The sequence below is a fragment of the Bradyrhizobium rifense genome, assembly GCF_008123425.1.
GTDB classification, from domain to species: domain Bacteria; phylum Pseudomonadota; class Alphaproteobacteria; order Rhizobiales; family Xanthobacteraceae; genus Bradyrhizobium; species Bradyrhizobium rifense.
On the sequence record NZ_VSSS01000101.1, the window covers coordinates 1 to 17,549 of the forward strand.

Consider the following 17,549-nt stretch of genomic DNA (forward strand, 5'->3'; position numbering starts at 1 on the left):
GTCCACAGCGCCTGGATCGAATACATCGCCGAGCCGTCGCCGATCAGGCACACCGTGCGGGTCTTCGGCTTGCCGAGCGCCATGCCGACGGCGGCGGGCAGCGAATAGCCGAGGCCGCCGCTTGCCATCGTGTAAAAACTGTCCTGGCCGCGCATCGGCAGGAATTTCTGCATCGCCGGCCGGTGCGAGGGCACTTCCTCGACCAGTGACGCGCCATCTGGCATCGCCTGCGACAGCGAATGCAGCAGGAACTCGACCGGCAGCGGATCGGCGGCCTGCGGCGCCGGCGGCAGCGTGCGGCCCTTTGGCGCGGCGCGTTTGCTCTCGGGCAGGAGGTCGAGCAGCGCGCTCAGCGCCGGCTTCATCGTCGCGATGATGCTGGTGCCGACGGGGGTCACGGCGGCCGCATCCGGATCATCGGTGATCTGGAAGATCGTCGCGCCGCCATCGAAGATCGCGGCATGGCCCTCGACATGGAAGGTGAACACCGGCGCGCCGATCACGACGACGAGATCGTGCTCGCGCAGTGCGTCGGAGAGTTGTGCCGGCGAGGCATGCAAAAAGCCCGCGAATTGCGGATGACGCTCGGGGAACGAGCAGCGCGCCGAGAACGGGCTGACCCAGACGCTCGCCTTCGCCTTCTCGGCGACGCGCACCATCAGATCGACCGCGCCGGCGCGGTCGACGCCGGGGCCGACGACGAGGGCAGGGTGCTTTGCGGAACCGAGCGCGGCAACGAGTGCCTTCATCGCATCCGCTTCGGGCCCAATCTCGCGGCTGACCTTGCGCGCTTCGATCGGCGCTGTCGCATGCGTCCAGTCGTCGATCGGGATCGACACGAAGGTCGGTCCGCACGGCGCCTGCATTGCTGTGTAATAAGCGCGCGCGATCGCGGCCGGCACATCCTCGGGCCGCGCCGGCTCGACGCTGTATTTCACATAGGGTCGCGGAAACTCGGAGGCCCGCTCGGCGTAGAGAAACGCCTGGAGCGGCAGGATCGAGCGGGCCTGCTGGCCGGCGGTGATCACGAGCGGGGTCTGATTGCGATGCGCGGTGTAGATGTTGCCGAGCGCGTTGCCGACGCCGGCGGCCGAATGCAGATTGACGAAGCCGGCATTGCGCGTCGCCTGCGCATAACCATCGGCCATGCCGACGGCGGAGGCCTCCTGCAGCGCCAGCACGTAGTCGATGTCGTCCGGCCAGTCGCTCAAGAACGGCAGCTCGGTGGAGCCGGGATTGCCGAAGACACGTTTGATGCCGAAGGAGCGCAGCAGGTCGAGCGTCGCCTGCTTGACGGTGACGGACTTGCTGCCGGTCTTGCCGTTCTTGGACATTGGTTTCCGTCCCCTGTTATTGATCGACGCTCCCAGCCCCACCGTCATTGCTTCGCTACGCTCGCAATGACGTCACCACACCGCCGTCCCCTTCATCGTCGGCTGTCCCTCCGCGTTCGCGGTCCACAGCTCCATGCCATCGGCAGTCTCGTTGGCATTGATCGAAAACTCGCTGCCCTCGAACAGCGGCTGCAGGCCGCGATAGGTGAACTTCTTTGGCGGCTTGCCGCTGCGGAGCTTCGCCGCCATCTCGACGATGAGCGCGGCCTGCAAGGGCCCGTGGAAGATCAGGCCCGGATAGCCCTCGACCTTGGTGACGTAATCGCGGTCGTAGTGGATGCGGTGGCCGTTGAAGGTCAGCGCGGAATAGCGAAACAGCAGCACGGGATCGGAGACATGGGTCTCCCGGTGCTGCGCCTTCGGCGGCGGAGGGGGAGCCTTAGCGGACGCCGGCGCGCTGCTGGTCACCTCACGATAGACGATGTCCTGCCGCTCGCGGATGGCAGCGCCGCGCGGTGATGTGACGGTATGCTCGACCGAGACGAAGCACAGCGTGCCGGTCGAGCCTGATTTCACCTGCACATCGGCAATGCGCGAGGTCCGGGTCGCTTCATCGCCGACACGCAGCGGCTGCAAAAACTCGATCTCGCCGCCGGCCCACATCCGGCGCGGCAGCGGCACCGGCGGCAGGAAGCCGCCGCGGGTCGGGTGCCCGTCGGGCCCCAGCATCGACATCGGAAACGCCGGCTGCGCCAGGCACCAATGCACCGTGAACGGCGCAGCGTCGCCCGTTTTGGGCTCGCCGACTTCCTGGAACAGTGTCGCGCGCAGGCCTTTGACGAGCTGTGCGGTGACGATGTCGGTCGCTTCTTCGCTGCGGCCGATCCATTGCCGCAGATGATCGATGTCGAGCTTCCCGGTCATGACGCCTCGCTCTGTTACTTCTTGGATGGACGTTCGCCAATCGCTGGCACCGCGCCGTACGCGCGGGTCTCGCCGATGATGATCGGCGCCGGCGCGGGATAGCTGACGCGGCCGTTCGGCGTATCCACTTCGATGCGGCGCAGATGCGGATGGCTGGCGAGGTCGGCCATGGTGTTGACCTCGGCAAAGGCGATGTCGGCATCCGACAGCCGCTTCAACAGTTCGTCGCGCGTCATCCTGCCGAAGATATTCGCGACCGTCGTGTCGGTGAAGTCGCGGTTGCGCACGCGCTCCACCATGTTGGCGACGCGGGGATCGGAGGGCAGGTTGGGTTGGTCCAGCACCTCGGTGCAGAGCGTCTTCCATTCGCGTTCGCTCTGGATCGAGATCAGAATGTCCTTGCCGTCTTGCGAGGTGAACACGCCATAGGGCGCGATCGAGGGATGGCGCAGCCCCATCCGCTTCGGCGGATTGCCGGCCTCCGCATTGAGCAGCGGCACGGTGCACCAGTCCGCCATCACGTCGAACATGGAGATGCGGATGTCGGCACCCTTGCCGGTGCGCCCGCGCGCGATCAGTGCTTCCAGAATCGCCGCATGCGCGGTCGCGCCGGTCGCGACGTCGACGATGGACATGCCGACGCGCGAGGCGCCGTCGGGATTGCCGGTGATTGAGGCAAGCCCGCTCTCGGCCTGGATCAGGAGATCATAGGCCTTGCGGTGTGCGTAGGGGCCTTCGTCGCCATAGCCGGTGATCGTGCAGGAGATCAGTTTTGGATAGTCCTTCAGTAATCGCTCGCGCGAAAAGCCGAGCTTGTCCATCGAGCCCGGCTTGAGGTTCTGCACCAGCACGTCGGCGCCAGCGATCAGCGTCTCCAGCTCGGCGCGTCCCTCCTTGGTGGCGAGATCGACCACCGCCGATTGCTTGCCGCGGTTGAGCCACACAAAGTAGCTGCTCTGGCCCTTGGCCGCCGCGTCATAGCCGCGGGCAAAATCGCCTTCGGGCCGCTCGATCTTGATCACCTCGGCTCCGGCGTCCGCCAGGCGCGACGAGCAGAACGGTGCGGCCACTGCCTGCTCGACCGCAATTACCCTGATCCCGTCCAATGCTCCCATGGCGCAACCTCAGTACGAGCGGGGCATGCCGAGCACATGCTCGGCGATGAAGGACAGCACCAGGTTGGTCGAGATCGGCGCCACCTGATAGAGCCGCGTCTCGCGGAATTTGCGCTCGACGTCATATTCCTCGGCGAAGCCGAAGCCGCCATGAGTCTGGACGCAGGCGTTCGCCGCTTCCCAGGACGCATCCGCCGCCAGCATTTTTGCCATGTTGGCTTCGGCGCCGCAGTCGAGCCCCGCCTCGTATTTGCGCGTGGCTTCCTTCACCATCAGCTCGGCCGCGCGCATCGAGGCATAGGCCTTCGCGATCGGGAACTGAATGCCCTGGTTCTGGCCGATCGGCCGGCCGAACACAGCGCGCTCCTTGGCGTAGTTGGTGGCCTTGGCAATGAACCACTTTGCATCGCCGACGCATTCGGCCGCGATCAGAATGCGCTCGGCGTTCATGCCCGAGAGGATGTAGCGAAAGCCCTTGCCTTCCTCGCCGATCAGATTCTCCGCCGGCACCTTCATGTCGGTAAAGAACACTTCGGTGGTGGCGTGGTTCATCATGGTGCGGATCGGGCGGATCTCGAGACCGTTGTTCTTGGCCTCGCGCATGTCGACGATGAACACGGAGAGGCCATCAGTGCGCTTCTTGGCCTGCTCCTTCGGCGTGGTGCGCGCCAGCAGCACCATCAGGTCGGAATGCTCGGCGCGGCTGGTCCAGATCTTCTGGCCGTTGACGATGTAGCTGTCGTTGCCTTCCTTGCGCGCAAAGGTTTTCAGCGAGGAGGTGTCGGTGCCGCTGGTCGGCTCGGTGACGCCGAAGGCCTGCAGGCGCAACGCGCCGCTGGCGATCTTCGGCAGGTACTTTGCCTTCTGCTCGTCATTGCCGTGCCGCAGCACGGTGCCCATCGTGTACATCTGGGCGTGGCAGCCGCCGCCATTGCAGCCGGCGCGCTGGATCTCTTCGAGGATCGCAGCCGCCGCCGAAAGCTTCAGGCCCGCGCCGCCATATTCCTCGGGGATCAGCACCGAGAGATAGCCGGCCTGCGTCAGCGCGTCGACGAAGGCTTTTGGATAGGCCATCTCGCGATCGAGCTTGCGCCAGTATTCGCCGGGAAACTGCGCGCAGAGCTTTGCGACGGCTTCGCGGATGTCGGCGTAATCTTCGCTGTGGTGGTCTTCACTCATGGCGTTTCCCGTTCGTAGCGGCAGTTAAGATAACGCCGGCCAATCCCCTGGCGTTGTGAAAACAACGCCAACCCCCTATGCTCATTTGTTATAGCGTATGGAGTAGCCTTCCAGGATTGGCAAGCATGGATTTCCGGCAGCTCAGGACCTTCAGTTGTGTGGCGGAGCTCGGGAGTCTCTCCAAAGCGTCCGACACGTTGCGCGTGGCGCAGCCGGCGCTGAGCCGGCAGATCAAGCTCCTGGAGCATGAACTGCGCGTCGAATTGTTCACGCGCAACGGCCGCGGCATGGTGCTGACCGAGGCAGGTCGGCTGCTGCTGGCGCGCACCTCCGGCATCGTACGGCAGATCGACCAGATTCGCGACGACATCCAGTCCGCCAAGGGGCCGCCGTCCGGCCAGGTCGTGCTCGGCCTGGTTCCGACCGTAAGCTGCGTGCTGTCGGCGCGCTTCGCGCGGCGCTGCGTCGAAAAATATCCCGGCATCTCGCTGCGCATCGTCGAAAGCTACAGCGGCCACATCGTCGAATGACTGCATCGCGGCGAGATGGATCTCGCCATCCTCTACGGCCGCTCGGCCGATCTGCATCTCAATGTGCAGAGTCTCGGCCGCGACAACATCGTCGCGGTCGGCCCGCGCGGCTGCGGTCTCGCGCGCAAGAAGAACGTCGATATCGGCTGGCTGCTGCGGCAGCGGCTGGTGCTGCCCAGTCATTCGCACGGCCTCCGTGCGCTGATCGAGCACGCGGCCGCGCAGCGCAGGATCAAGCTCAACGTCCAGCTGGAAGCGGATTCGTTTCGCGTGCTGACGAGCCTGGTCGAGGAAGGCCTCGGCTTCGCGCTGCTGCCGCCATCCTCGGTCCACGCCGAGGTCGCGGACGGAAGGCTGGAAACCGCTGCCGTCTCCAAGCCGATGTCGCGCGAGCTCATTTTCGCCTCTCCGATCGACCGCCCGGCCTCGACGGCCTCGCTGGCCGTCACCGCACTGTTGCGCGACGAGGTCGCCGCCTGCCGCAAGGAAGGCGTGTGGGACATCAAATTGAATTAGATGCGTGTCGTAGACCAGTCAGGCGCCATCTTGCCTTCGCATCTGGCGCGACCTGTCATGCCGAAATTTTATAGCTGGGCTGTCCGCTCCTCATCCTGAGGAGCGCGTCTTCGCGCGTCTCGAAGGATGAAGGCCCGGCTCTCGGCCTCGCCCTTCGAGACGCCTGCTTCGCAGGCTCCTCAGGGTGAGGGGATAGAGTTGAGCGTGCCGCGACGGCGGCCAGCCGTTACCCCGGTATCCGCACCGGCAGTGCCTCATATCCCTTGATAAAGCTCGAATAGATCCGCTTCGGCTCACCGACCACCTCGATGCGGTCGAACCGTTTCAGCATCTCTTCCCAGACGATCTTGAGCTGGAGCTCGGCAAGCCGCATGCCGACGCAGCGGTGGATGCCGAAGCCGAAGGAGAGATGCGTGCGCGGCCGGGCGCGATCGATGATGAACTCCTCGGGACGCTCGATCATCTCCTCGTCGCGGTTGCCGGAGACGTACCACATCACGACGCGGTCGCCCTTCTTGATGTGCTTGCCGTTGATCTCGGTGTCGGCAAGCGCGGTGCGGCGCATATGCGCCAGCGGCGTCTGCCAGCGGATCACCTCGGGCACCATGGTATCGATCAGGGCCGGGTTGGCGCGGAGCTTGTCGTACTGCTCGGGGTTCTCGTTCAGCGCCAGCACCGAACCGGTCATGGTGTTGCGCGTGGTGTCGTTGCCGCCGACGATGAGCAGGATGATGTTGCCCATGAGGTTGTCGGGGTCCATGAAGCGCGTGGCGTCGCTGTGCGCCATCAGGGACAAGAGATCGTTGCGCGGCGCCGAGTTGACGCGCTCGTTCCACAGCTTCGACATGTAGGCGTAGCACTCGTCCATCTCGCGGCGGCGCTCTTCGGCGGATTCGACGATGCCGCTCTTGGGCAGCGCGGTCGCGACGTCCGACCAGCGCGTCAGCTTGCGCCGCTCCTCCCAGGGGAAGTCGAACAGGGTCGCCAGCATCTGCGTCGTCAGCTCGATCGAGACGCGTTCGACGAAGTTGAAGGTCTCGTTGCGCGGCAGATTGTCGAGCACGGTCTGCGAGCGCTGGCGGATCAGCTTTGCGAGCTCGTCCAGATGGGTCGGCGTGAACATCGGCGACACCGTCTTGCGCTGCGACGAGTGCTTGGGCTGGTCCATCGCGATGAAGCTCGGCCAGTCATAGCCCTCGGGCACGTCACGGATCCCGATGCCGCCGAGCGTCGAGTCCGAGGAGAACAGGCCGTGATTGGTGTCGACATGCATGATGTCGTTGTATTTCACCACCGACCAGTACGGCTCGATCGGCGCGTTGGTGCAGTAGTGCACCGGCTCTTCCTTGCGCAGCCGCTCGAACCACGGCCACAGCGTGTCGTCCTGGAACAGCCTGGGCGCGCCCGGATGAAAATTCTTCAGCGGGGTCGCGTAGGCTTCCTCGCGCGCGCGCCGCATGCGTTCGGCCTTGTCGGCCTTGACCGGGGTCTGAATGTTCATGGGCAGTCGCTCCCTGTGTTCGTTCACCCCGCAGCGCCAGCGGGGTGAGGGCCTCGTCGCAAGTGCCAATGTTATACACTATAATTCTTCGGTTCACGCCGTAATCTTGACCGGCAACGTTTCCAAACCCTTCACAAAACTCGAATACACCCGCTTCGGCTCGCCGACCACGTCGATATGGTCGAACCGCTTCAGGATCTCTTCCCAGATAATCTTGAGCTGGAGTTCGGCAAGCCGCAATCCGACACAACGGTGGATGCCGAAGCCGAACGAGAGATGCGTGCGGGGGCGGGCGCGGTCGATGATGAAGTCGTAGGGCTTCTCGATCGCCTCCTCGTCGCGGTTACCCGAGACGTACCACATCACGACCTTGTCACCTTTCTTGATCTGCTTGCCGCGGAACTCGAAATCGGCAAGCGCGGTGCGGCGCATATGCGCCAGCGGCGTCTGCCAGCGGATCACCTCGGGCACGAAGCTGTCGAGCAGCGCGGCGTTTTCGCGCAGTTTGCGGTATTGGTCCGGGTGCTGGCTCAGCGCGAGAAGCGAGCCCGACATGGTGTTGCGGGTGGTGTCGTTGCCGCCGACGATCAAAAGGATGAGATTGCCGAGGAAGTTCCGCGCATCCATGTCGCGCGTCGCGGCACCATGCGCCATCATCGACAGCAGATCGCTCTTCGGCGGCTGCTCGATGCGCTCCTTCCAGAGCCGCGCGAAATAGCCGGCGCACTCCGTGAGCTCAGCCTGGCGTTCGTCTTCGGTGGCGACCAGGCCGTCGGGGCCGGGAATGGTGGTGGCGACATCCGACCAGCGCGTCAGCTTGCGGCGATCATCCCAGGGGAAGTCGAACAGTACCGCGAGCATCTGGGTGGTGAGCTCGATCGAGACCTGGTCGACCCAGTCGAACACCTCACCGCGCGGCAGATTGTCCAGGCACTCGGCCGAGCGCTTGCGGATGTTGAGTGCGAGATTGTCCAGATGCGTCGGCGTGAACATCGGCGCCACGGTCTTGCGCTGCGCCGCATGACGCGGCGGGTCCATCGAGATGAAGCTCTCGCGGCGCAGGTCGGGGTCGATGTCGCGGATGGTGATGCCGCCGAGCGCAGAGGCCGAGGAGAACACCGCATGGTTGGTCTCGATCTCCATGATGTCGTTATAGCGCGTCACCGACCAGTACGGCCCGAACATCGAGTCTTTTGTGTAGTGCACGGGATCTTCGCGGCGCAGCCGGTCGAAATAGGGCCAGAACGTATCGGTCCTGAACAATTCGGGATCGCCGGGGTCGTATTGCTCCAGCGGAAGTGACGACGCGCGCTCGCGCAATGCGTCGAGTTTCGCTGCGCTCTCGATGGTCCCGTGCATGACCGCTCTCCCTGACATGAACCGCGCGATTTTCTTGAATTCTGCGCTGCGGTATTTGGGGTGTAATTACAGCCCGTTGTCTGCGTCGGAGCAAGGGAGAGTTTTGCCACATCCAACCTTCGAGCGTAGCCCGGATGGAGCGTAAGCGTAATCCGGGATTTGGGCCGCCATAGATCCTGTCCCGGATTGCGCTTCGCTCCATCCGGGCTACCGGACATTCGCCAACGTGATCTTCCGCACGCCTCAGCCAGCGGAATCGTGCGTAAAATCGCTCGAAACCGAGGTAAATCGAACCCGCCCATCTTGGGGATCGACCAATCTCTGATCTATAGTTTGAGCGGATCAGATCCGCATCCCGAGGTTGCTGCCGTGAACGACATGCAATGGGCCCCCCTCGGCCCCTCCGAACCGGTCCCGCCGCCGCTGCCGCCCTCGCGGGTCGACTTCACCGGCAACCGCACCGAGTTCCGCAAAATGGTCACCAAGGGTGCCATGCTGGAGCTCGTCACCTTCGGCTTCTACCGGTTCTGGCTCGTCACCGACATCCGCCGGCATTTGTGGTCGAACACCGCGATCGACGGCGACGCCGCCGAATATACCGGCCGCGCCAAGGAGCTCCTGGTCGGCTTCCTGTTCGCGCTTGCCATCCTGGTGCCGATCTATCTCGCCTATTTCCTCGTCGGTATCGAGTTCGAGCGCTGGCAGGGCTTCGCCTCGACGCCGCTGTTCATCTCCTTTTACGCCTTCGGCCAGTTCGCGATCTTTCGCGCGCGACGTTATCGTTTGACGCGCACGGTCTGGCGCGGCGTACGCTTCTGGATGGACGGCTCCGGCTGGGTCTATTCGTTCCGCGCGATGCTGTGGGGCCTGCTGGTGTTCCTGACGCTCGGCCTGGCGCTGCCGTGGCGCGAGGCGTCGCTGGAGCGCTACAAGATGAGGCACACGCATTTCGGCGATCTGCAGGGCGACTTCGAAGGTGACGGCTGGACATTCTTCAAGCGGGGCTGGTGGCTGTGGCTGCTCACACCGATCGCGGTCATCATCTTTCCGCTTGCGCCGTTCCTCTATGCCGAGTTCAAGGCGCGCGAATGGCGCTGGTGGCTCAACGGCATCCGCATCGGCGGCGTCAGCCTGTCCTCGGATCTGCCGCACAATGCGTTCTACGGCCTCTATTGGAAGATGGTTGGCTGGTGGCTGCTGCTCTCGACCCTGTTCGGCCTCTATCTCGGCGGTGCCACTATGCTCGTCGTCAAGGTGAGCGGCGTGCCGGCTGAGCAGGTGTTCGGGCCGGACCACGCCGCCAAGAGCATCCCGATGCTGGTGATGATGGTGATCGGCTATTTCGCGCTTGCGTTGGCCATCAACATCATCATGCGCGTTTATCTTCAGCGCGATCTCTGGGCCAAGGTGCTGGAGACCGTCGCGGTGCACGATATTGGAGCCGCCGCCGATGTCCGCGCCAGCGGCGAGCTTGCCAGCGCGCTCGGCGAAGGCTTTGCCGATGGTCTCGATGTCGCAGGATTCTAGATCGTGACTGATGTGACCGCCGAGCCCGGCGCCGAGACCAAGCCCGGACAACCGGCGATCTTCTTCGACGGACAATCAAGCCGCCGGCGTCAGGTCATGCTGACACTGGGTGACGCGCTCGATATCGCCGAGCCGAACGATGGACAGGCGGGCGGGGCCGTCACGCGCTGGGCCTATGACGAGATCCGTCGCGCCGACAGTCCGGCCGGCATCCTGCGCCTGACCGCGACGTCCGCGCCGCCGCTGGCGCGGCTCGAGATCCGCGACGCGGCTTTCGGCGCCGATCTCGTTGCACGCTGTCTGCGGCTCGACGAGCACCTGACCACGGGCCGCGGTGTTGCAAAAATCGTCGGCTGGTCGCTTGCGGCCGCAATCTCCATCGTCTGCGTCGTGCTGTTCGGCGTGCCGCTCGCCGCGGATCGCCTGGCGCCGCTGGTGCCGAAACCGATCGAGCGGCGGATCGGCGATGCGTCCGAGGTCCAGGTGAAAACAATCTTCGGCCGCTCCACTTGCAGTGACCCGGCCGGTCAGGCCGCCTTCTCCAAGCTCGTCAACCGCCTGCGCGACGCCGCTGGACTCGACGACGACTCTATGACGGCCGGCGTGCTGCCGAGCTCGGTGCCGAATGCATTCGCGCTGCCGGGCGGCAAGGTCTTCGTGCTCAACGCCCTGCTCGAGAAGGCCGAAGGTCCCGACGAGATCGCCGGCATCCTCGCCCACGAGCTCGGCCATCTCAAGCATCACGACAACATGCGCGGCCTGATCTACAACGGCGGCACTTCGTTCCTGATCGGCTTGTTGTTCGGCGACGTCACCGGCTCGTCCGCCGTGATCTTCGCCTCGCGCAGCCTGGTCGAAGCCTCCTATTCGCGCGAGGCCGAGACCAATGCCGACACCTTCGCGATCGACATCATGCACAAGCTCGGCCGCTCGCCGAAGCCCGCGGCCGAGTTGATGTTCCGCATCACCGGCAAGGAAGGCGGATCAGGCTTCACCATCCTGGCGAGCCACCCGCTGACCGAGGACCGCCTCGCCCGCATGACGAAAGAAGACCGCCCCGCCAGCGGCCCGCCGCTGCTGACGGACAAGGAATGGCAGGCGCTGAAGGGCATCTGCGGCAGCGGGAAGATTTGAGCCGGATGAGCTTTGAGTCGAAGCTATCGGCCGCGGGCTCGTTCTAACCTCTCCCGCTTGCGGGAGAGGTCGGCGCGAAGCGCCGGGTGAGGGTTCTCTCCTCTTGGGGGTTCTCGCTTGTGGAGACACCCCCACCCCAGCCCTCCCCCGCAAGCGGGAGAGGGAGCGCACCTTCTTCGTTGCTGCATCTTGCTCTGAACTATCGCGTCCCGTAAGCGCGGTCGCCGGCGTCGCCGAGGCCTGGCAGGATAAAGCCGTTCTCGTCGAGGCCTTCATCCACCGCGGCGGTCCAAATATGCACGTCCGGATGCAAGCCGCGCAGGCGCTCGAGCCCCTCTGGAGCCGCGATCAGGCAGGCGAGGCGAATGTCCTTGGCGCCGCGCTCCTTCAGCCGGTCGACTGCGGCGACGGCCGTGTTGGCGGTCGCGACGACAGGCGTCACCACGATCGCGAGGCGCTCGCTGAGATCCGACGGCGACTTGAAGAAGTACTCGACCGCGGCAAAACTATGCGGCTCGCGGTAGAGGCCGATATGCGCGACGCGCGCGGTCGGCACCAGATCCATCATGCCGTCGACGAAGGTGGTGCCGGCGCGCAGCATCGGCACGAACACCAGCTTCTTGCCGGCGATCTTGGCCGAGTGCATCGTCGCCAGCGGCGTCTCGATTACGGTGTCAGCGAGTGGCAGGTCGCGAGTCACCTCGTAGCAGAGCAGCATGCCGATCTCCTTGATCAGCTCGCGGAACGACTTTGTCGAGATCGATTTGTCCCGCACCAGCGTCAGCTTGTGCTGGACCAGCGGATGATCGACGATCGTGACGCCTTCCATGATCGGATGCTCTTGCTTTTCCCTTCTCCCCTTGTGGGAGAAGGTGGCGCGAAGCGCCGGATGAGGGGTCGTCTCCGCGAACTCAAATGAGAGATGTGCCCGCGGAAGCAACCCCTCACCCGGCTTCGCTTTCGCGAAGCCACCCTCTCCCACAAGGGGAGAGGGTTTAAAAAACAGTGCCGTCGCTGATCACCTTGAGCGGCGGCGAGCCATCGGGACGGCGCGAAAAGGCAATCGCCCGGCCCGCGGCCCAGGTGCCGCCTTCCAGGATGCTGGCAAGCGGCAGGGACTGCGGCGTACGGCCGAGCTTGACGCGAACCAGTTCGGCAACACGATCGAGCAGCGCGACGGTGAGCGCGCGCCACTCCACCACGAGCAGTGAGTCCACCGCATGCGCACGATCGGCATCCGCAACATCGCGCAGACGCAGCACCTCGTGATCGACGAACAGGCCGCCATTGCGATATTCGGCAAGCCCGGTCAGGCCGTCGATGTCGGTGACCTCAAATCCGGCGCGCTGGAGCGGCTCGATCAGCGAATAGCTCAGCCATTGCGACAGCTTGTGCAGCGGCACGAGGCTGGCGGTCGCATCATCGGCCTTGATCGCCGGATGGCGCCAGCAATCGCCGAGCGGGACGCCGGCGAGCTCGAGCCGCGACGGCCAGATCGGCCCGAGCTGGTTCAGCACCGCAGACAGGATTGCGGGTGCGGGGATCGCGCCGTTCGTTGCCTGCGCGGCGATGTGATCGAACAGGCCGCCCGGTCGTGACGTGTCGTGCATGCCGAAGACATCGGGGTGCGCCGCAACCTGCTTGCCGAGGCGTCGCAGCAGATCGGTGCGTCCCTCGAGGCCGAGCAGCGGATTGGCATCGCTCGCCTGGAAGGCTGAGTTGAGCGCGGCGAGCGGCAGTTTTGCGAGCACATCCGCATCGACCCTGAACGGCGCGCGTGCATCGGCGGAGAAAAGTCCGCCGGCAAACATGTCAAGGCTTGCAATCGCCAGCCCCTCCGATCGGCCGATGCCTTGCCCCGTCACAGCGTCGCGATAGCGCCACGCAGCACCCGCGCCGGCATCGAGCAGCACGCTGACGATGGCGAGGTCGAACTCCGCGCGCGCCCGCGCCGCGCGATCGGGCCACGATGTCGCGTCGGCCAGCAGCGCCCAGCGATCGACGCCGCCGAACACAAAATGCCGCCACCGCGCATGGAAGGGAATGTCCAGCGTCGGATAGGCTTTGCGCGTGACAGCCAGCACGGCCTCCGCAACGCCGTCCATCCGATCGAGATCGATGGTGAAATGCGTGAGCCCGCCGTTCAGTCCGATTGCGAGCATCTCGCCAGCCCGCGCGCGAACCGCCTTTGCGGTGAGGAGCGCGCGTGCTTGCAGTTCCAAAACGTCCGCCATCGCCTGATCAGTATTTTTCCAGCGAACGTCCGACCACGCCGTCGACGTCCTTCTCGGGCGCAATGTCGGTCGTGTAATAGCCGGCGGCTTTCTTGGCGGCGATCTCGACATGCGCGTCAGCCGGAATCAGCTCCAGCGGGATCGGCACGCGCTCGACGATGTCGATGCCTTGCGAGGTCAAAGCGTCGTATTTCATGTCGCTCATCGACAGGAAACGGTCGATCCGCTTCAGGCCGAGCCAGTGAATCGTGTCCGGCATCAATTGCTGGAAGCGCGCGTCCTGGACACCGGCGACGCATTCGGTGCGCTCGAAATAGGCGGCGGCGGCGTCGCCGTCCTCCTGGCGCTTACGCGCATTATAGACCAGGAATTTGGTGACCTCGCCGAGCGCGCGGCCTTCCTTGCGATTGTAGATGACGAGCCCGAGCCCGCCCTCCTGCGCGCCGCGCGCGGATTCCTCGATGCCGTGGATGAGATAGGGCCGGCAGGTGCAGATGTCGGAGCCGAACACGTCGGAGCCGTTGCACTCGTCATGGACGCGGCAGGTGATTTTTGTGCGGTGGTCCGGCAGTTTTGTCACATCGCCGAACATGTAAACGGTAGTGCCGCCGATCGGCGGCAAAAACACCTTCAGGTCCGGTCGAGTCACGAGTTCGGGGAACATGCCGGCGGTCTGCTCGAACAGCGTGCGGCGCAGTTCGGTCTCGTTGGTCGCAAAGCGCTCGGCAAGGCCGGGCAGATACCAGACCGGATCGATCGCGATCTTCACCACCGAGACGCTGCCATTGGCATGCACGACCTCGCCGTCGGCGCGCAATCGCTTGGCTGCAAGCGCCTCGCGGATTTCGGGCAGGTCGAGCCGTGCCCGCGTCACCGCGATGCTCGGGCGGATATCGACGCCCTCGGCGATGTCCTTGCCGAAATTCTCGGCGACCAGATGACCCCAGGGGTCGAGCGCGACGATTTTTGCGGGATCGCGCCACTGCTCGAACGGCCCGATGGTCGCCGCCGGAAACGTGTTGGTGAGATCGGGGCGCCGGATGGGATCGAGCGCACCGGCGGAGACGGCGAGTGCGCGATACATCGCATAGGAGCCGCCATGGCTGCCGATCACGTTGCGATCCCCGGCGCGCGACACCGTGCCGATGATCGGCCCGCGGGCGCGCGCATCGGCAGCACCCCAGTGAATCGGAAAGGCCGCCTTGCGGCCCGGCTCCGGGTGCGAGGTGAGGCGGATGTGGTCGGTACGGTTCGCGCGGCTCATGGCCAAACTCCCAAAAAGCCAACGGCCCGCCGCTCGGACGGGCCTGGCTCTGCGGCGTTACCGGCACAGGCCGGCGACGCAATCCAACATATTGTAGCGGCCGGCCACGACAGACAAGTTAATCGTGCGGGGCGGGCAGGGCTGTTTATCTGCTTCTTATATGGGGATTGTCTGGCCTGACGGAAATGGCGGGGCCGCGCCGGGTGGGCGATCTTCCGGCGGTCCTCTTCATTTAAGATATTGATATAATTGTATTTTTCTAGTTATCGGCCGACCGAGCCCGCAAACCTGCGTCGCGCGCAGGCCAGTCGCGACAGGACCTCGCCGGTCGGCAGCGACGTCACCTCGGCGATTTCCCGGTAGGACAGCTCGTCGATCTCGCGCAGCACCAGGATTTCGCGCAGGCGCCGCGGCAGGGTCTCGATGGCGCAGCGAATTGCGGTCGCATCGAGACCGGCGGCTGCCGAAATTTTGTCCGCACGGTCGTCCGTTCGGAGGACGGAAGCGGCGACCGCATCAGGTAACCGCTTGTGTGCGAATACATCACTTTGCCGATCGCGTCGCCGACGGGTGGTCAGCCATGTCCGATAGCAATTCCGCACGCCCCTCAATAACCGGGTCCGGTTTCGTCGCTCCGTATCGACATCGGTGCGGAGAAACGCCGCCTGCACGATGTGCTCGGCGGCGTCCGCGTCGCCGCTCAGGAAGCGCGCAAAATTATAAGCCGAGTCGAGCATAGGCATGCCGTCCCGTCCCGGATTGACACCGTTCTGCATCGATCGCCCCGCCCGATCCCGTGTTGATGTGCGCGGCTCTCTTCGCTCGCATGGCAGCCGGTCTCAATGGACGGCGCGTGGTCTTTCGCTGGACTCGCAATCCCCCGGGAAGCCTTGTGAAATCATCGGCTTCCGGCCACGCCTCCCCAACGCTGCGACGGGAATTCCATGCTGCTAGAACCGGAATTGATCGACCGACCCGCCGCGGCGTCTGCGGCTCAGCTCGCCAGACGCACCAGGTTCGGCGCGTTCGAGGCCGATCCGCGCAGCGGCGAGCTGGTCAAGAACGGCAGGCGGGTGCGTTTGCAGGAGCAGCCGTTTCAACTGCTCTCGGCGCTGCTGGAACGGCCGGGCGAGCTGGTGACGCGCGAGGAGCTGCGCACGCTGCTCTGGCCGCAGACGGTGGTCGATTACGATCACGGGCTCAACAAGGCCGTAAGCAAGATACGCGAGGCGCTCGGCGATTCCGCGGAGAGCCCGCGCTTCGTCGAAACGGTGGCGCGCCGCGGTTATCGCTTTCTCGCCGACGTCACCGTCGTCATCGATGGGAGTGCGCCGTGTGAACCCGATGCGCCTCCGCCGGCGCCGCAGGTCGCGCCTCCGACACGGCCCGTGATGGGTCGCCGGCATGGCCTGCTCGCCTCGATCGGCCTGATGCTGCTTCTCGCAGCGGCGCTTCTGGCCTGGCTCTCGACCTCACATCAGGGAGCGCAAACGATCCATTCGCTCGCGGTGCTGCCGCTCGTCGACACCTCGGAAGATCCGTCGCAGGATTTTTTCGCGGACGGCATGACCGGTGAGCTGATTACCCAACTCGGCAGGGTCGATGCGCTCAGGGTGATCTCGCGCACCTCGGCGATGACGTACAAGGGCGCGCACAAATCGCTCGCGACCATCGCCCGCGAGCTGAACGTCGACGCCGTGATCGAAGGCAGCGTGATGCGCGCAGGCGGGCGCGTGCGGATCACGGCCCAGCTGATCCACGCAAGCGACGACAGCCGTGTCTGGGCCGACAGTTACGAAGGCGATGTGCGCGACGCGCTGACGCTTCAGGTCCGCGTCGCCCGCGCCGTGGCTGGCCAAGTGCGCGCCACGCTGAACCATGGCGAGCGCGCCGCTTTCGACAAGCCGCGCAGCATCGATCCGGTGGCTTACGAAAATTACCTGAAAGGCCGCTACTTCCTGAACAAGCGCACCGGCGATGGCCTCCGCGCCGCCATCAGATATTTCCGCCAGGCCATCGAGATCGACCGCAACTACGCCGAGGCCCATTCCGGCCTTGCCGATGCCTATGCGCTCGCCGGCGATTGGGAGTACGGCGTGCTCTCGACCACCGAGGCATTCTCCAAGGCGACGGCGGCGGCCAGCAGGGCGCTCGAGCTCGACGGCACGCTCGGCGAAGCCCACACCTCGCTCGCCTTTGCGCTCGATCTCTACGGCTGGGACTGGGACGTCGCTGCTTCCGAATACGAGGCCGCCATCCGTCTCAACCCCAGCTATGCCACGGCGCATCATTGGTACGCCTGGCATTTGATGCTGACGGGCAAGACCAGCGAGGCGCTGCAGCAGTTCAGCCAGGCGCAAAGCCTCGATCCGCTCTCCCTCATCATCGGCGCCGACATCGCCGATGCGCTGTGCATCAACCACGATTTCGACGCCGCGGTCGCGCAGAGCCGCAAGACGCTCGAGCTTGATCCCCGATTTGCCGTCGGCCACTACGAGCTCGGTCAGGCCCTGGTGCAGCTCGGCAGCTTCGACGAGGCGATCGCCGAGTTCCGCAAGGCGATCGAGATCTCCGGCCACAGCAGCGTGTTCGATTCCAATCTTGCCTACGCCTATGCGGTCTCCGGCCGCAAGGACGACGCCGTCAGGATCGCCGCCGACATGGCCGCGCATGGCGACCTTTATCCATCGGCGCAGGCCAACATCGCGCTCATCTATGTCGGCCTTGGCGATCGCGACGCCGCGCTCGACTGGCTCGACAAGGCCTGTGATATCAGGTTCAATCCCTCGATCCTGCTGCGGCCCGCCTTCGATCCGCTGCGCAGCGATGCGCGGTTCGGGGAGCTGATGCACCGCATCGGACTAGGCAAAACCTAGGCAATCGGACATATCGTACAGCTCCGGCCTCGTTCTCGGAGTGCGCCATGTCTTCC

The 17,549-nt window shown here is 64.9% G+C and carries 13 protein-coding genes and 1 pseudogene; 4 read left to right on the plus strand and 10 right to left on the minus strand.

Annotated features, from left to right (window positions below; translation table 11 throughout):
• The 4 genes from mdlC to FXB40_RS45775 all read right to left on the minus strand — a co-directional run.
• On the minus strand, window positions 1-1,334 hold a 1,334-nt coding region (gene mdlC / locus FXB40_RS45760; RefSeq protein ID WP_148778821.1), incomplete at its 3' end, for a benzoylformate decarboxylase.
• 72 nt (window positions 1,335-1,406) lie between these two features.
• Complete coding sequence (locus FXB40_RS45765; RefSeq protein WP_148778822.1) at window positions 1,407-2,258, minus strand: HTD2 family dehydratase; 852 nt, start codon at window positions 2,256-2,258, stop codon at window positions 1,407-1,409.
• A 14-nt stretch (window positions 2,259-2,272) separates the two neighbouring features.
• A complete protein-coding gene (locus FXB40_RS45770) occupies window positions 2,273-3,373 on the minus strand; it encodes a CaiB/BaiF CoA transferase family protein (RefSeq protein WP_148778823.1) in 1,101 nt (366 codons plus the stop codon).
• Between the two features lie 9 nt (window positions 3,374-3,382).
• Window positions 3,383-4,552, minus strand: coding sequence for an acyl-CoA dehydrogenase family protein (locus tag FXB40_RS45775; protein WP_148778824.1), 1,170 nt, complete (start codon window positions 4,550-4,552; stop codon window positions 3,383-3,385).
• Between the two features lie 125 nt (window positions 4,553-4,677).
• On the opposite strand from FXB40_RS45775, the pseudogene FXB40_RS50265 reads away from it, so the two are divergent.
• A pseudogene (locus FXB40_RS50265) lies at window positions 4,678-5,598 on the plus strand (LysR substrate-binding domain-containing protein).
• 226 nt (window positions 5,599-5,824) lie between these two features.
• Here FXB40_RS50265 and FXB40_RS45785 read toward each other — a convergent pair.
• Window positions 5,825-7,099, minus strand: coding sequence for a cytochrome P450 (locus tag FXB40_RS45785; RefSeq protein WP_148778825.1), 1,275 nt, complete (start codon window positions 7,097-7,099; stop codon window positions 5,825-5,827).
• A gap of 93 nt (window positions 7,100-7,192) precedes the next feature.
• The gene (locus FXB40_RS45790; protein ID WP_148778826.1) at window positions 7,193-8,458 is read right to left on the minus strand and encodes a cytochrome P450; all 1,266 of its coding nucleotides are present in this window, start codon (window positions 8,456-8,458) and stop codon (window positions 7,193-7,195) included.
• A 378-nt stretch (window positions 8,459-8,836) separates the two neighbouring features.
• On the opposite strand from FXB40_RS45790, the gene FXB40_RS45795 reads away from it, so the two are divergent.
• Together FXB40_RS45795 and FXB40_RS45800 are read left to right on the plus strand one after the other, a co-directional pair.
• Entirely contained in the window at window positions 8,837-9,985 is a 1,149-nt protein-coding gene (locus FXB40_RS45795) for a YjgN family protein (RefSeq protein ID WP_187437586.1), read from the plus strand.
• Window positions 9,986-9,988: 3 nt separating this feature from the next.
• Complete coding sequence (locus FXB40_RS45800; protein WP_148778827.1) at window positions 9,989-11,119, plus strand: M48 family metallopeptidase; 1,131 nt, start codon at window positions 9,989-9,991, stop codon at window positions 11,117-11,119.
• A gap of 199 nt (window positions 11,120-11,318) precedes the next feature.
• Here the strand turns inward: FXB40_RS45800 and upp are convergent, their stop codons facing one another.
• The 4 genes from upp to FXB40_RS45825 form a co-directional block, all read right to left on the minus strand.
• Window positions 11,319-11,948, minus strand: coding sequence for a uracil phosphoribosyltransferase (upp, locus tag FXB40_RS45810; protein WP_148778828.1), 630 nt, complete (start codon window positions 11,946-11,948; stop codon window positions 11,319-11,321).
• A gap of 166 nt (window positions 11,949-12,114) precedes the next feature.
• Window positions 12,115-13,353: a URC4/urg3 family protein gene (locus FXB40_RS45815; protein WP_148778829.1), complete on the minus strand. Its 1,239-nt coding sequence runs from the start codon at window positions 13,351-13,353 to the stop codon at window positions 12,115-12,117.
• A 7-nt stretch (window positions 13,354-13,360) separates the two neighbouring features.
• Window positions 13,361-14,617, minus strand: a complete 1,257-nt coding sequence (locus FXB40_RS45820; protein ID WP_148778830.1) for a GTP cyclohydrolase II — start codon at window positions 14,615-14,617, stop codon at window positions 13,361-13,363.
• A 263-nt stretch (window positions 14,618-14,880) separates the two neighbouring features.
• Window positions 14,881-15,393, minus strand: a complete 513-nt coding sequence (locus tag FXB40_RS45825; protein WP_148778831.1) for a sigma-70 family RNA polymerase sigma factor — start codon at window positions 15,391-15,393, stop codon at window positions 14,881-14,883.
• A 168-nt stretch (window positions 15,394-15,561) separates the two neighbouring features.
• On the opposite strand from FXB40_RS45825, the gene FXB40_RS45830 reads away from it, so the two are divergent.
• Window positions 15,562-17,493, plus strand: coding sequence for a tetratricopeptide repeat protein (locus tag FXB40_RS45830; RefSeq protein WP_148778832.1), 1,932 nt, complete (start codon window positions 15,562-15,564; stop codon window positions 17,491-17,493).
• The last annotated feature ends 56 nt before the right edge of the window (window positions 17,494-17,549 follow it).

Excerpts from the sequence above, each read along its gene's own strand:
- FXB40_RS45795 (WP_187437586.1), top strand. The coding sequence starts at position 8,837 with ATGCAATGGGCCCCCCTCGGCCCCTCCGAACCGGTCCCGCCGCCGCTG.
- FXB40_RS45830 (WP_148778832.1), top strand. The coding sequence starts at position 15,562 with ATGCTGCTAGAACCGGAATTGATCGACCGACCCGCCGCGGCGTCTGCG.
- FXB40_RS45815 (WP_148778829.1), bottom strand. The coding sequence starts at position 13,353 with ATGGCGGACGTTTTGGAACTGCAAGCACGCGCGCTCCTCACCGCAAAG.
- FXB40_RS45825 (WP_148778831.1), bottom strand. The coding sequence starts at position 15,393 with ATGCAGAACGGTGTCAATCCGGGACGGGACGGCATGCCTATGCTCGAC.
- FXB40_RS45765 (WP_148778822.1), bottom strand. The coding sequence starts at position 2,258 with ATGACCGGGAAGCTCGACATCGATCATCTGCGGCAATGGATCGGCCGC.
- FXB40_RS45790 (WP_148778826.1), bottom strand. The coding sequence starts at position 8,458 with ATGCACGGGACCATCGAGAGCGCAGCGAAACTCGACGCATTGCGCGAG.
- FXB40_RS45770 (WP_148778823.1), bottom strand. The coding sequence starts at position 3,373 with ATGGGAGCATTGGACGGGATCAGGGTAATTGCGGTCGAGCAGGCAGTG.
- FXB40_RS45820 (WP_148778830.1), bottom strand. The coding sequence starts at position 14,617 with ATGAGCCGCGCGAACCGTACCGACCACATCCGCCTCACCTCGCACCCG.
- FXB40_RS45785 (WP_148778825.1), bottom strand. The coding sequence starts at position 7,099 with ATGAACATTCAGACCCCGGTCAAGGCCGACAAGGCCGAACGCATGCGG.
- FXB40_RS45775 (WP_148778824.1), bottom strand. The coding sequence starts at position 4,552 with ATGAGTGAAGACCACCACAGCGAAGATTACGCCGACATCCGCGAAGCC.
- upp (WP_148778828.1), bottom strand. The coding sequence starts at position 11,948 with ATGGAAGGCGTCACGATCGTCGATCATCCGCTGGTCCAGCACAAGCTG.